Raw genomic sequence first — 14,495 nt, 5'->3', positions numbered from 1 at the left:
GTGCGGAGCGCGCTCGCTCAACGGCCGGATCCCGCTCCGATGAGGGCGATGAGCTCGGCGCGGGCCGCCGGCTCGGCCAGCTCGCCGCGCGCGGCGATCGTGACAGTGGATGCGTCGGCCTGCTGCTCACCGCGGGCGGTGACGCACTGGTGCGCGGCATCGAGCACGACGAGCACGCCCCGGCAGTCGAGCGAGCCCATGATCGTGTCCGCGATCTGCTCCCCCAGGCGCTCCTGCACCTGGGGGCGGGAGGCGAGGATGCCGACGACCTTCGGCAGCGCGCCGAGTCCGACGACCTGCTCCCCGGGCAGGTACGCGATGTGGGCGTGCCCGGTGAAGGGCAGGAGATGGTGCTCGCACATGCTGCGGAAGCGGATGTCGCGCAGCATCACCGCGCCGGAGGGCACGGTGTCGGGCGCGGGCCCGGACGACACCGTGATGGTGTGCGCGAGGGGGGCCGCGGCATCCTGCCCCACACCGGCGAAGAACTCGGCGTAGGCATCGGCCACACGCTGGGGGGTCTGCCGCAGTCCGGGGCGATCGGGGTCCTCCCCGATCGCCCCCAGCAGTTCGTGCACGAGCGCGCGGACGCGCTCACGATCGACGGTCACGCCGGCTACGCCGTCGCGGGGCGAGCCTGTCCGGTCGGGCGGCGGCGCGGCGCCTTCTCGTGCGAGCCGTCCGCTTCGGTCGAAGCCGCCACGCCCGCAGGGAGGGCACGGCGCGGGATCTCGACGGGGGGCAGTGCCGAGGTCGGGCGCTCGCTGCTCGACAGCCATTGCGGGCGCGGCGGGAGCTTCTTGACGTCTGTGAAGATCTCTGCGATCTCGTTGTGGTCCAGCGTCTCCTTCTCGAGGAGCGCGAGGGCGAGCTTGTCGAGGATGTCGCGGTTGTCGTTGAGGACCTGGTACGCCTCATTGTGCGCCTGCTCGATGAGGTCGCGCACCTGGACGTCGATGCGCTCTGCGACGGTCTCGGAGTACTCGCGGCCGTGACCCATGTCACGGCCCATGAAGACCTCGCCCGAGGCGGCGCCGAGCTTCACAGGACCGACATCGGTCGTCATGCCGTACTCGGTGACCATCTTGCGGGCGATGTTCGTCGCCTTCTCGATGTCGTTGGAGGCACCGGTCGTGGGGTCGTGGAACACGATCTCCTCGGCGACCCGGCCGCCCATCGCCCACGCGAGCTGGTCCTGCAGCTCGTTGCGGGTGACGGAGTACTTGTCGTCGAGCGGCATCACCATCGTGTAGCCGAGGGCCTTGCCGCGCGGCAGGATCGTGATCTTCGTCACGGGGTCGGAGTAGTTCATCGCCGCGGCGGTGAGGGCGTGACCGCCCTCGTGGTAGGCCGTGATGAGCTTCTCCTTGTCCCGCATGACGCGGGTGCGGCGCTGGGGGCCGGCGATGACGCGGTCGATCGCCTCGTCGAGCGCGCGGTTGTCGATGAGCTGCGCGTTCGAGCGGGCCGTGAGCAGTGCGGCCTCGTTGAGGACGTTGGCGAGGTCGGCGCCGGTGAAGCCCGGCGTCTTGCGCGCGACGACCTCGAGGTCGACCGAGTCGGCCAGGGGCTTGCCGCGGCCGTGCACCTCGAGGATCGTCTGGCGACCCTTGAGGTCGGGGGCGTCGACGCCGATCTGGCGGTCGAAGCGGCCGGGACGCAGCAGTGCCGGGTCGAGGATGTCGGGGCGGTTCGTCGCCGCGATGACGATGACGTTCGCCTTGGGGTCGAAGCCGTCCATCTCCACGAGCATCTGGTTCAGCGTCTGCTCGCGCTCGTCGTGACCGCCGCCGAGGCCGGCGCCGCGGTGACGGCCGACCGCGTCGATCTCGTCGATGAAGATGATGGCCGGGGCGTTCTCCTTCGCCTGGTTGAAGAGGTCGCGCACGCGGCTGGCGCCGACGCCGACGAACATCTCCACGAAGTCCGAGCCCGAGATCGAGTAGAACGGCACGCCCGCCTCACCCGCGACGGCGCGGGCGAGCAGCGTCTTGCCGGTGCCGGGAGGGCCGTACAGCAGCACACCCTTCGGGATGCGCGCGCCGACAGCCTGGAAGCGAGCCGGGTCCTTCAGGAAGTCCTTGATCTCCTGCAGCTCCTCGATCGCCTCGTCGGCGCCGGCGACGTCGCCGAAGCTGACCTGCGGCATCTCCTTCGTCACGAGCTTGGCACGCGACTTGCCGAACTGCATGACCTTGCTGCCCCCGCCCTGGGCGCTCGAGAGCAGGAACCAGAACAGCAGGCCGAGGAGCACCATGGGCAGCGCGAGCGACAGGAAGCCGTCGAACCAGGACGCCTTCGGCACCTCGTCGTTGAACCCGCCCTTCGGGTCGGCCGCGTTGATCGCGTTGACGACCTCGCTCGCACGCGCCGTGACGTAGTAGAACTGCACGTCCTCGGCGCCCTTGTACGGCTCGGAGAGCTTCATGTCGACCCGCTGGTCGCCGTCGGTGTTCGTGACCGACGTCACCGTGGTGCCCTTCAGCAGTTGAAGACCCTCCTGGGTCGAGATCTGCTTCGCTCCACCCAGGCTGGTGATGAGCGAGAAGCCCACGAACAGCAGGAACCCGATCAGGATCACGTAGATGATCGGGTTGCGAGTGATCTTCTTGAAGTCCATGGTGCGGGGGGAGCCCCGGTCCCTTCGTCACGAACCGTCGCTGCTGACGGTCTTCTCAGGCTAGCGCGGTGTCATGGACGAGGCCTGTGGATTCGCCCACGGCTGAACGAGTGCGCGGGCGGTGCTCGGACTGCGTCAGGCGTAGACGTGCGGCGCGAGGACGGCGACGTCGCGGAGGTTGCGATAGCTCTCCGCATAGTCGAGCCCGTAGCCGACGACGAACTCGTTCGGGATGTCGAAGCCGACGTACCTGCACTCGACGTGGACCTTCGCAGCATCCGGTTTGCGGAGCAGGGCGAACACCTCGACGGATGCCGCCCCCCGGGACTCGAAGTTCTCCAGCAACCAGCTCAGGGTGAGCCCGGAGTCGATGATGTCCTCGACGATCAGGACGTCGCGGCCGGTGAGGTCCTCGTCGAGGTCCTTGCGGATCTGCACGACGCCGCTCGACTTCGTGCCCGCACCGTACGAGGACACCGCCATCCAGTCCATCGGGGCGACCATCGGCAGGGCCCGCGCGAAGTCGGCCATCACCATGACCGCGCCCTTGAGCACGCCGACCAGCAGCAGGTTCTTGTCGGTGTAGTCGACAGCGACCTGCGCGGCGACCTCGCGCAGCCGCTCCTGGATCTGCTCCTCGGTGACGAGGACATCGGTCAGCTGGTCGGAGATGTCGGCCGCGCGCATGCCTGAAGCCTAGTGTCCGCCCCGTCCAGCCGCGGGGTCCCCGTCAGCCGTGGAGGTCGGCGATCACGATCTTCTTCATCTGCAGCATCGCCGGAAAGGCCCCCGGTTCCTTCAGCAACTCGCCGATGTTCGCAGGGACGACCTGCCAGCTCACGCCGAACGCGTCGCGGCACCATCCGCACTGCTCGGCCGCCGGGTCCTGGGACAGCACGTTCCAGAAGCGGTCGATCTCGTCCTGGCTGTCGCACTGCACGATCAGCGAGATGCCCTCGCTGAACGTGAAGTCCTGCTCGGCGCCGGAGTCCATCGCCGCGAACCACTGCCCAGCCAGCTCGACATCACCGAACATCACCGCGCCCGCGGTCGCGGGGCCGGTGGTCTCGGTGTACTCGGCCGTCGTCCCTCGCGAGCCGCCGAACACCTCTGCGTAGGTGGTGAGCGCCTCACTCGCGCGGTTCTGGTTCGACCCGGAGAACATGAGGTTCGGCACCACGGGCGGCCGTGGCGGTCCGCCGGGGTTCGCGAGCATCAACTGCCACGAGACGCCGAAGCGGTCCTGCACCCAGCCATACCACGGGCTGTACGGGTACTCGCCGAGCGGGATCATGACGTTGCCGTCGTCGGCCAGGATCGCCCATGTCCGGTCGAGCTCCGCTCGAGCGCCGTCGGCGTCGCCGCCCTTGGCATCGCTGAAGTCCAGCATGAACGAGATGGAGGGGTTGGGCGCGAACTCGTCTCCCCCGTTGAGCAGGTTGAGCCGGTAGCCGCCGACCTCGAGGTCGATCGTGATCGTCTTGCCGGCCATGTCCCGCTGGAAGTCGAGGAGCCCCTCGCTCGGATACCTCTCCGACTGCGCGATACGGGTGTCGGGGAGGGCCGCGACGTAGAACTCGGCCATCTCGTCGGCGTTCCGTCGGCACCAGATGCTGGGAATGATCTTCTGCATGAGATGAGTCCTCTCAGATCGTCACCTCCAGCGTCGTGCACCCCATCGGCTCGATCAAGGGGTTGCCCCGCCGTCACCCCGCGGTGAAGACGATGCGGCCGCCCTCGCGGCTGGCCCGGCATCCGGGCAGGTCGATGGGCCCCTGTCCCGCCCAGTCGGTGGCCAGTCGGGCGACCTCGACGGTCTGCACCCGGGTGAGGCTCGTGCCGAACTCTGCCGCGACGACGTGCCGGATGATGCGGTTCCGCAGAGCGGCCGGATTCGCCGCAAGCGCGGCGGCCGACACGGAGATGCCGGCCTCGGCGTGCTCCACGATGTCCTCGATCGTCTCGTCGATCATCTCGGCGAAGGCCTCGGCATCCTCCCGCAGCTGCTCGGCGGTGCGGGCGAGCGCCTCCGCGACGCCTGGGCCGAGCTCCGCCTCGAGCGTCGGCAGCACGGTGCGGCGCACCCGCACTCGGGCGAAGGTCGGGTCGTCGTTGTGCGGGTCGTCCCACGGCCGGAGGCCTTCGGCTGCGCACGCGGCACGGGTCGTCGCGCGACGCACCCCGAGCAGTGGACGCAGCACCTGGATGCCGTCGCGCTCGGATGCCGAGGCCATCCCCTGCAGGCTCGCCGCCCCGGAACCCCGGGCAAGACCGAGCAGCACCGTCTCGGCCTGGTCGTCGAGCGTGTGCCCGGTGAGGATCGCCGTGGCGCCGGACTCGCGTGCGGACGCGAGGAGCGCTGCATAGCGCGCCGCGCGCGCGGCCGCCTCGACACCTCCCCGGCCCTCCACCTCGACACGGACGACGGATGCCTCGACCCCGAGGCCGCGCGCGGCGGCGGCCGACGCCTCCGCGATCTGCGCCGATCCGTCCTGCAGGCCGTGGTCCACGACGACGGCCCGCACGGCGAGCCCGAGCTTCGGCCCCTCGAAGGCCGACGCGGCCGTCAGCGCCAGACTGTCGGCACCGCCGGACAGCGCCACGACGATCTCGCCCTGCCGACCCTGCAGCGCCCGCCGCACGGCGAGGCGGACGTCGGCGACGGCGGGATCGAGCCCGGGACGATGCATGAGGTCCACGGTAGGGCGCCTGCTGTCCCTGCGGTCGCTCGGCGAGGCGAGGCTCTGCGCCGCATCCTCATCCCGGTTCATCCGCTGATCGACCATGCCTCCATCGTGTCGAGCGAGGGTGCGGACCGCCAGCGGTGGGCGGGATGACGCGCGCGACTAGGCTTGACCGGCATCCCCTTGATCTTCCGAAGGAGCACTTATGGGCGCGTACGACGCCGTCATCGAGATCCCGCGCGGCAGCCGCGTGAAGTACGAAGTCGACCACGAGACCGGGCACGTCCACCTGGACCGCATCCTGTACACGGTCTTCGGATACCCCGCGGACTACGGCTTCTTCGACAAGACGCTCGGCGAGGACGGCGACCCGCTCGACGTCCTGCTCCTGCTCGACGAGACCCTGTTCCCCGGCGTGCACGCGACGGTGCGCCCGGTCGGCGTGCTCAAGATGAGCGACGAGGCCGGCGGCGACGACAAGGTGGTCGCCGTGCTCGCGAAGGACCCGCGCTGGAACCACATCCAGGACGTCGACGACATCGCCGAGTACACGAAGAAGGAGATCACCCACTTCTTCGAGCACTACAAGGACCTCGAGCCCGGCAAGTGGGTCAAGGTCGACGCCTGGGCGAACGCGGCCGAGGCGGAGCGCCTCGTCGGCGAGGCGATCGCGCGGTACAGCCACGGTCACTGACAGACGCTGAAGCGAAGGGATGCCGTCCGCCTCGGGCGACGGCATCCCTTCGTCGTCTGGATCAGACCGAGATTCCCCGGTCCGCCATGAAGGGCACGGGGTTGACCGGCGTGCCGTTCACGTGGATCTCGTAGTGCAGGTGGCAGCCGAACGAGTGGCCGGTGTTGCCCACGTAGGCGATGACTTGGCCGGCGCTGACCCGCTGACCCGAGCGCACCTGGATGCCGCCGTCGACGATGTGGCCGTAGCCGGTCTCGACGCCGCCGCCGTGGTCGATCTGGACGTAGTTGCCGTAGCCGCCGTTGTTGCCGGCGAACTCGACGACCCCGCCTGCGGCGGCGACGATCGGGTAACCGCAGCCGGGCGCCAGGTCGACGCCGTAGTGGTAGCTGGTCGCGCAATAGTTCGCGCTGCATTGCACGGAGCGCGGCCCGAAGCCGGAGCTCTGCGGACCACTCGTGGGACGGCACCATCCAGAGGACGCGACGCCACCACCACCGCCGCCACCGCCCCCGCCGCCCTTCGCGGCCGCGGCTGCGGCAGCAGCGCGTGCCGCGGCCAGCTCCTGCTGTCGCTTGATCTCCGCCTGGCGACGGGCCTCGACACCGGCCTGGTAGCCGGCGACGGTCGCCGTCGTCGCATCCTTCAGCGCGGCCAGCTGCGCGTTGAGGTCGTCGAGGTGCTGGCTCTGCGCGTCGACTGCAGCTTGCGCCGCGTCGGAGGCCGCCTGCGCGGCGACCATCTTCTGCTGCGCGACCTGCTGCAGCCGATCGCGCTCGTTGCGCGCCCGCTGGGCCTGGTCGCTGAGGCTCTTCGCCGAGTCCCGCGCGGTGACGGCCTCGGCGTACACGTTCTGGTTGCGCTCGAGCAGCTTGTCCATCGTGCCGAGCCGGGCGAGGATGTCGTCGGCCGTCGTCGCCGAGCCGGACAGGAAGAGCTGCATGGCGGTGTCGTCGCCGCCGTTGCGGTACAGCTGGGATGCGACCCGTCCGGCGTGCTGCGCCGCGGTCTTGGCCTTCGCCTCCTGCGCGTCGGCCTGGTCCTGCAGCTCCTGCGCGCGCTGTGCGGCGTCGAAGTAGGCCTGCTGGGCGGCGTAGAAGTCCGCACCGGCCTGTCGAGCGGCAGCCTGCTTGTTGGCCGCGTCGGCCTGCAGAGCGGTGATGAGGTTCTGGATGTTGGTGATCTCGCCGGCCTTGGCGGCCTCGTTCGCCTTGGCCCGCTGCACGTCGTCCCAGGACGGGTACGAGTCGGCCCACGCCCGCGGGAGCGACCCGGCGGCGGTCGCGGCGAGGGTCGCGAGACCCAGTACGCCCACGCCGATCGCGGCCCGACGGGTCAGGTCGGGCCACAGCACGCGACGCTCACGCGCCGTGGGCGCGCAGTCGCAGTCTTCCGCTCGGATTTCGTCTCCGAGGTCGTCGGTCGGCATCCCCCGCCTCCTCCCGCCTTCGGGCACAACATCAGTCACACTAGCAACAACCGTCACAGGTTTGTGGGATTCAGGCACTTTCCATGATGCGCCTCACGCCCGCAGGGCGACAGCCCCACGCCGGAGAAGCGGCAGAGGCCGTGCTCGTAGAGTGGCTCGATTCGCGTTCTCGTAGATGTTCCCTTATGCTTGATCTCCGGTAAGCCTGAGCCTCCGAGGTTCACCCGGCCCCATCGTTTAGCGGCCTAGGACGCCGCCCTTTCACGGCGGTAGCACGGGTTCGAATCCCGTTGGGGTCACTCTCACCACCACAATTTCACAAGCATGGCCCTGTAGCGCAGTTGGTTAGCGTGCCGCCCTGTCACGGCGGAGGTCGCGGGTTCAAGTCCCGTCAGGGTCGCTCCGAGCGACGGGCCCTTTCATTGCAGAGGGCCTTTCGTTTAGGACACGACATTCCTCGATGCCGTGCGGCTCTGTAGCTCAGTTGGTAGAGCGTTCGACTGAAAATCGAAAGGTCACCGGATCGATGCCGGTCGGAGCCACAAGGGCGATCGTTACAATCGTCCCAGAAACCCTCGCGTAGCTTCTACATCGCGGGGGTTTCGCCTTTCCGCGGAATCACTGCGATCGCGGGAAGTGCTGACTCGGAAACACCACGCTCAGCCGCCCCTGCGGCGGTCTCAGATCGCGAGACTCAGGTCGTCGGCGGGTGCTCTTGCCCACGATTTGCCTACGAACGAATCGTGAGCAGCGCGATCGAGAGCGATCGAGACGGACGTCAGGTCCTCCGGAAAGAGCCTGTGACCGCTCTTCAGCTTGTCGCGGCGAATGACCGTCGGAAGGCATTGACGTGCGCCGCTCTGGTCTTCGCTTTCCGCAGGGTGGCCTGTCGTCTCTAGGCGAAGGGAGTTGCGGGTGACCACTGCAGATTCACCTGCAGTGGTCACCCGCAACCCGGGTATTCATGAACCGCCGAGGTTATCCGAACGTGCCGCCGAGAGTCGTCCAGGCGCTCCAGCCGACGCCGGCCGTCCACGTCTTCTGCCACGGGTGGTCGTCGAGACCCCGCACGAATACATCGGTGCGTCCGGGCTTCGCCGCGGTCGCGGGCGCACCTGCGAACTGGCCGGCAGTCGGACCGCCGAGAGCGGCCCAGCCACTCCACGTCGTGCCACCCGAAGCATTCTGATAGAGCTGATTGTCGGTTCCGCGCACGTAGACTGTGATGTTCCCGTTGCCGTCGGCTGCGGCTGCGGGGTTGTCCACGAGGGTGCCGCCGAGATTGGCCCAGCCACTCCAGCCGACCCCCGAGGTCCAGGTCTTCTGCCAGAGGTGGTCGTCAAGGCCCCGCACGAACACGTCGGTTCGACCGGCCTTGGCGGCGACTGCCGGTGCTCCGGTGAAGAACCCGCCACTGGGGCCGCCGAGCGCGGTCCAACCGCTCCAGACGCCGCCGTTGAGCGCGTTCTGATACAGCTGGTTGTCCGGCCCGCGCGTGTAGACGGAGATGCTTCCGCTGCCGTCAGCGGCCGCCGCCGGGCTGTCCGCCAGAGTGCCACCGAGGGCACTCCAGCCGCTCCAGCCGACGCCTGACGTCCAGGTCTTCTGCCACAGTTGGTCGTCGAGACCCCGGACGAACACATCGGTACGTCCCACTTTCGCCGCTGTTGCCGGCGCACCGGCGAATGTCCCGCCACTCGGTCCGCCGAGCGCTGCCCAGCCGCTCCAGGCGCCGCCGCTGGATGCGTCCTGCCACAGCTGGTTGTCGGTACCGCGCAGGTGCAACGTGATGTTCCCCGTGGAGTCGGACGCGGCGCCAGGCCCATTCTTGGTGGGTGCCGGGGGCAGACCCCACGCGTCTGTGGTGGGGACCACGCGCGACCATACCTTGATCGCCGTCGCTCCGCCTGCCGACTCGAAAGGGCCGGGGAACGGATTCGCGGTGTTCCGAGCCACGCCGAGGTAGTCGGTGGCGACCGACATGGACGAGCCGTCCGGGTTGGTGAAGTTCTGCTGCGACGTGGGCGTGTTGGCCAGCGAGGCGGTGCTCACCAGTGCCTGAACGGTCTTCCAGTTGTCATCGCGCGGAACGGTGAGGTACCAACCGTCCGCCTTCTTCTCGAGGAGCGGGTAGTAGTCGACCGTTGTCGCATACACCCCGTTGCTTTCCTTGGAGGACGCTGTCGAGCCCTGCGTGTAGACGTTCGCCTTCATAGAGATTGCGTTCGTGCCGCTCGCGCTGTCCCAGATCGTGAGGTTCACCGGTCTGCCGAGGATGTTGTTCGCCCACTGCTGCCCACCCAGCGGGATCGCCGCTTGGTTGACGGTCGTCGTCGTGTGCGGGGTGAACCACGGGGTTTGCCGCCCGTCGCTGGTGGCGGCTGTCGTGCCGGCAACCAGGTTGTGCGCCCACGCCACGCCGTCGGAGGCGCAGCTGAATGCGGCCGACGAGAGCATGAGGTTGTTGGCCAGGAACAGCGGCCCGTGGTCGACCTCGAAGAAGCAGTCAGAGGCGTTGTGGTGCATCAGGTTGCCAAGGATGCGCGTTCCCTGCGCCATCCAGTCGCACCAGATCGCGTTCACCGCGGTGCAGTCGTGGATGTGGTTGCTCGAGATCACGGTGTCGATGGCGGCGTGGATCTTGATGCCCGCCATTTCGGCGCCCGTCCAGATGCCCTGCGTGTCGATCTGGTAGATCTCGTTGTCGGTGATCGTGCTGCCGATGGCGCCGAGCGAGCCGACGACTCCGGTCTGTCCGCAGTGGTGGATGGTGTTGCCGCGGACGATGTGGCTGCCGATGTTCGCGAAGGTCCACCGGCTTGCTGGTGTTCCGTCCGAACCGATGGTCTGCGCGTCGGAGATGGTGGAGTAGTAGCCGTTGGTGGTGCCGCGCAGGCCGTCGTATTGGTCGGAGTACTTGCCGAGCGCGATTCCCGAGCAGCGCGAGTAGGCGATCTCGTTGTTCTCGATGATCCAGCCCTTGCACCAGTAGGCGCTGACGAGGCCCCATTGGCCCATGGTCGGGGCGGCCCAGTTCGTTGCCGCGTTCGTCAGTGTGAACCCGCTGATGGTGATGTAGTCGCACAGGGCGGCGGACGGCTTGAGCACCGTGGCCCGCACGCCGACCTCGACCGATCCGTTGTTGGGGTTCGAGCCCGCGGGGAACTTCGCGGTGATGACGGTGTTGCCTGCGGCGTTGTACTGCGGGGTGTAGCTGGGCGCGGTGCCGTCGACGAGTCCGTCGACGTCGGACCACCACGACGCTGACGCCGACGAGCTGACCGCGGCCGCGCTGGTCGCCTGCGGCAGCCACGCACCGTTGAGGTACACCATGCCGCGGCGGTGAATACGACCCTTCCCATCGAACCAGTCGCCGTGGACCTGTTCGGCGTAGGGGTGGAACCCCCCGAAGTAGCTGTTCGGGATCGTCAGGGTCCAGATATCGGTGGTGCCGGTGACTTTGGTCCACCCGGTGAACACGTCGGAACCTGTGACCGTGACCGCGGCGCCGGTCGCGGCCTGGTAGGTGATCCGGGCGGCGTCCGAGGTCCCGCCGCGGGGGAAGATGACTTCTTCGCGGTACACCCCCGCGCCGACGATCACGGTGTCGCCCGCGTTAGCCTTCTGCGCTGCGGCGTTGATCGTGCGAAGCGGCAGCTTGTCGTCCGTGCCCGCGTTCGCGTCGTTGCCGGTCGTTGCCACGTAGTAGGTCGTCGGCGTCGTGTCCGCGAAGGCCGTCAACGGCTTCGGGAAATCCAGCAACACCATCGCTGCGCCCGTGCTGGCCCCCAGGGCCAGCAGCGCCCGCCGTGAGATCTCGAAACGGGTCTTGGCAACATCATCTGAGTTGGCCACGCTGCATCCTCCATTGGTCAGACCGGTCAGACAGCAAGCGCCGTCCGGGCCCGATCGTATCGACGCGACCACGTCCACAGATCCCTATAGAAACTTCCGACATCCACCTTTCGAAACAGTTGCGGCGAACAGGATGAGTGTGTATTCGGTGACCCCAGATCGCCTCAGTCGCGCGACGTGAATCCGCGGACCCGACCGGACGCTGTGATAGCTGACCGCGCCTACGCGACGCGCGTCATACGCAGCGAGCTTCGCCGCCGCCAGGTCAAGGCCATCATCCCGGACAAGCGAGACCAGATCGCCGCACGGAAGCGGCGAGGCAGCCGCGGCGGACGCCCGGCGGGGTTCGACGCCGACGCATACCGCGGTCGAAACGTCACCGATCGGGCGCACTGGTCCGGCTGAATCGAGCCCCCTCGGCCCCCGCAGAGCACCCCTCCGGGTGCCCCGCGGGGGCCGCGAGATCATCCCAGTCCCGCGCTGAGGGTCCCTCCGCCGGGGGCGGCCCACGTACCCCATCCACCGGATGACGTCCACGTCAACTGCCACAGCTGATTGTCGGTGCCGTGCGCGAACACATCCATTCGAGCGGACTGCGTGATGACACTCGCGGATCCGAACACGATCCCGTTGTTCGGCGCGCCGAGCCGCACCCAGCCCCCCCAGCCCTGAGGCGTCCACTGTTTGCCCCACACCGCGTTATCGACCCCTCGGGCCACGATCATCAGGCGATCCGCGGTGGCGTCCCACGATGCGGCAGGGCTGTCAGCCAGGGTGGCGCCGAGCGTACCCCAAACGCCCCATCCGGCGGACGCGGTCCAGGTTCGCTGCCACAGCTGATTATCCGTTCCCCGGACGAACACATCCATGCGACCAGTGGTCGCGGTCAGCGCGGGGGCGCCCGTGAACACACCTCCCGTCGGACCACCAAGGGTCTGCCAGGCACTCCAACCGGTCGAGGGCGACCACACGATCTCCGCGAGCTGGCTATCGGTACGCCGCGCCACAATGGCGATGTTGCCGCTCGGGTCATAGCTCGCCGACGGGGTGTCCGCGACGCTGCCCCCGAGCAGGACCCACCCCGACCAGGCGCCTGCCGTCCTGGTCCAGTAGTTCTGCCACAACTGGTTATCGGTGCCGCGTACGAAGATGTCGGTCCGGTCGTTGGTCGCGATCACCGTCGGAGAGCTGGCCGCAACGCCGTTCACGGGGCCACCGAGTGGGACCCATGAGCTCCAAGTACTGGTGTTCCAGACCTTCTGATAAACCTGATTGTTCGCATCGCGGGCCACAACCACCATGCTCCCGGCAGGGCTGATCGTCGAGAGCGCGCTCGATGACGGCGGTGCCACGGGTTGCGGGTTGTTGAAGACACGGAACGAATCCACAGTGATGCTCCAGCTGGAGCCGGCGCCATTGCTGGCCGGCGGCGCCGTCGCGGTCACCTTCACGTACCGGGCTTGCTGCGGAGCGAACTGATCCGTCCTCAGCCCCGACGACTTGGCCATGTTCTGGTTGGCACTGCTGCGAGTCGTGACCGTCGTCCAGTTGGCGCCGTCGGTGGATGTCGCAATTGCGTATTGGGACGCATAATTCTGTCCCCAGGCAACCTCAACCGCGTCGATCGTCTGCACCGAACCCAGGTCCACCTGGTACCACTTGGCGTTCGTATCCGACAACGACGAGTAACTCGAGTCGTACGCGCCCGACAGCGGGTTCGACGCGCTCGAGCCAGAAGCCGTACTGCTCGCGGTGGCCGTGCCCCCACTGGCCAGATCGGTCAGGCCGAACGTCGGGGCCGAGATGACCGCTTGTGCACCGCTCAACGTCGACCCGATGTCGAGCAGCGCACCGTTGGTGCTCGAGGTCTGCGCGAAGTCGGCGAGGTTGTACCGCCCGAAGATCCCCCGCTGGGGGTCGCGATTCGACCAGGCCAGCTGTCCGTTCGCCTTCATCCAGTTCACAGCGGTATTCACCGTGGACGCCATCGTGGACTCGTTACTGGTGGTGTAGATGAATCTGCCCGTCCAATCCAGCAGATCCCGCTTGAACACCGACGATGAGTCGTTATAGGACTCCGAGGTCAAGTAGCCGTTGGCGTTCGTGAGGTTGTACAGGTCGGTGTTCGTCGACACACTCCCGTCCGGCGCATCCGGACGATTCGGGTTGTGGGTCATGACACGCGTCAGCACGAGCTTGCCCGCGTCCAGGATCTGACTCCGAGTAGTCCCCGAGGTGCGCTGGTAGGCCTCGGCCGCGGCGCCGAGCATGCTGCCGGCGTTGTACGACCAGCTGTTGTAGTCGATCGCGGACGTGCCGTTGTGGAACGGCGTGTAGGTGCCGCCTTGGGGGTTGTTGAGCCCCCGCGCGTTGTAGACATCACCCGTTTGCAGGTCGACAAGATTGCCCTGGTTCACCGCCCAGTTCCACATGGCGGCGGCCTCCTGGGCGTAGGACGTGCCCGCCTTCGCGCCCGACGTCGGGTACTGGTCGCTCAGCTCATAGGCAAGCTGGATCAGGCCAAAGGTCAGGTATCCCGCGGTGTAGGTATTGCCCTGCCACCAGCCGCCGTTGTTGTACCAGACAGCCACCGAGCTGCCGTCCTGCGCGGTCGACATGTCGTGGTAGCCCTCCTGGTACTCGCAATCGAAGACCGTCTTCGCCGCGTCGCTGTACTTCTGGATGCCCGTGGCCTGATACGCCGCGTACAGCGGGAGAGCGGTCCACATCGCGTCGTCGTACGAGAACTCAGCTGTACCGGCCAGCTTCATGTTCGAGCACCAATTCGAAACCGGTCCCCACCTGGTCGAATCCCCCGTCACCAACGTGGTCGTCAGGAAGTCGTACATCTTCGAGATCAGCTGCAGATCGCTGGCTTTGCCGTAGCGCTCGTAGTCGCTCACGATGCTCATCAGGGCCGACCCGGCGAACCACCCTGGATACCCGGTGTGATCGGTGTTCTTGTAGAGCCGCCCGTTCTGCCAGAACTGGGCAACCCAGTTCTGCATTTCCTGACTCGGATCGTCGTAGAGGCCGAACGTCGTCGAGGGCGTATCCGCCTGCGCACTGAGGGGTCGCAGCGATAAACCCGTCATCAAGAGGATGGCGGCGAGGAGAAGCGACAAAGACTTCACCAGCTTTGCGGTAGGACGTGCAGACATCAGACCTCTTCGTCTCGAATTTGTATACTTGTATTGCACAATACGGAGCGTT

Annotated in this window: 9 protein-coding genes, 3 tRNA genes and 1 pseudogene; 5 read left to right on the top strand and 8 right to left on the bottom strand. The window is 67.5% G+C overall.

Translation table 11 applies throughout. The features are described 5' to 3' along the window. Positions 1 to 17 precede the first annotated feature (17 nt). From folE to tilS, 5 genes are all read right to left on the bottom strand, one after another. Positions 18 to 611, bottom strand: a complete 594-nt coding sequence (gene folE / locus AC0NZN_RS11990) for a GTP cyclohydrolase I (RefSeq protein WP_474592528.1) — start codon at positions 609 to 611, stop codon at positions 18 to 20. A gap of 5 nt (positions 612 to 616) precedes the next feature. Then, positions 617 to 2,620: an ATP-dependent zinc metalloprotease FtsH gene (gene ftsH / locus AC0NZN_RS11985; RefSeq protein WP_474592527.1), complete on the bottom strand. Its 2,004-nt coding sequence runs from the start codon at positions 2,618 to 2,620 to the stop codon at positions 617 to 619. Between the two features lie 135 nt (positions 2,621 to 2,755). After that, positions 2,756 to 3,307, bottom strand: coding sequence for a hypoxanthine phosphoribosyltransferase (hpt, locus tag AC0NZN_RS11980; protein WP_474592526.1), 552 nt, complete (start codon positions 3,305 to 3,307; stop codon positions 2,756 to 2,758). 43 nt (positions 3,308 to 3,350) lie between these two features. Next, positions 3,351 to 4,253 (bottom strand): VOC family protein, encoded by a 903-nt coding sequence (locus tag AC0NZN_RS11975; RefSeq protein ID WP_474592525.1) that lies wholly within the window; start codon positions 4,251 to 4,253, stop codon positions 3,351 to 3,353. 73 nt (positions 4,254 to 4,326) lie between these two features. Further along, a complete protein-coding gene (gene tilS / locus AC0NZN_RS11970; protein WP_474592567.1) occupies positions 4,327 to 5,310 on the bottom strand; it encodes a tRNA lysidine(34) synthetase TilS in 984 nt (327 codons plus the stop codon). Positions 5,311 to 5,509: 199 nt separating this feature from the next. Between tilS and AC0NZN_RS11965 the strand changes: the two genes are divergently transcribed. Then, positions 5,510 to 5,998, top strand: coding sequence for an inorganic diphosphatase (locus AC0NZN_RS11965; RefSeq protein ID WP_474592524.1), 489 nt, complete (start codon positions 5,510 to 5,512; stop codon positions 5,996 to 5,998). Positions 5,999 to 6,059: 61 nt separating this feature from the next. Here the strand turns inward: AC0NZN_RS11965 and AC0NZN_RS11960 are convergent, their stop codons facing one another. Then, positions 6,060 to 7,427, bottom strand: coding sequence for a peptidoglycan DD-metalloendopeptidase family protein (locus AC0NZN_RS11960; RefSeq protein ID WP_474592523.1), 1,368 nt, complete (start codon positions 7,425 to 7,427; stop codon positions 6,060 to 6,062). A 226-nt stretch (positions 7,428 to 7,653) separates the two neighbouring features. Here AC0NZN_RS11960 and AC0NZN_RS11955 point away from each other — a divergent pair. The 3 genes from AC0NZN_RS11955 (at position 7,654) to AC0NZN_RS11945 (ending at position 7,969) form a co-directional block, all read left to right on the top strand. After that, positions 7,654 to 7,726: transfer RNA gene (locus AC0NZN_RS11955), tRNA-Glu, on the top strand. A gap of 27 nt (positions 7,727 to 7,753) precedes the next feature. Continuing rightward, positions 7,754 to 7,827: transfer RNA gene (locus AC0NZN_RS11950), tRNA-Asp, on the top strand. A gap of 69 nt (positions 7,828 to 7,896) precedes the next feature. Then, a tRNA-Phe gene (locus AC0NZN_RS11945) sits at positions 7,897 to 7,969 on the top strand. 436 nt (positions 7,970 to 8,405) lie between these two features. Here the strand turns inward: AC0NZN_RS11945 and AC0NZN_RS11940 are convergent. Next, on the bottom strand, positions 8,406 to 11,282 hold the full coding sequence (locus AC0NZN_RS11940) for a DUF8189 domain-containing protein (RefSeq protein ID WP_474592522.1): 2,877 nt from the start codon (positions 11,280 to 11,282) through the stop codon (positions 8,406 to 8,408). Between the two features lie 183 nt (positions 11,283 to 11,465). On the opposite strand from AC0NZN_RS11940, the pseudogene AC0NZN_RS11935 reads away from it, so the two are divergent. Further along, a pseudogene (locus tag AC0NZN_RS11935) lies at positions 11,466 to 11,669 on the top strand (IS5/IS1182 family transposase); the annotation flags it as partial. 77 nt (positions 11,670 to 11,746) lie between these two features. Here AC0NZN_RS11935 and AC0NZN_RS11930 read toward each other — a convergent pair. Continuing rightward, positions 11,747 to 14,482, bottom strand: coding sequence for a DUF8189 domain-containing protein (locus AC0NZN_RS11930; protein ID WP_474592521.1), 2,736 nt, complete (start codon positions 14,480 to 14,482; stop codon positions 11,747 to 11,749). Positions 14,483 to 14,495 lie beyond the last annotated feature (13 nt).

The sequence above is a fragment of the Microbacterium sp. sgz311019 genome, assembly GCF_056135325.1.
This window is presented reverse-complemented; position numbering and strand designations above follow the sequence as displayed.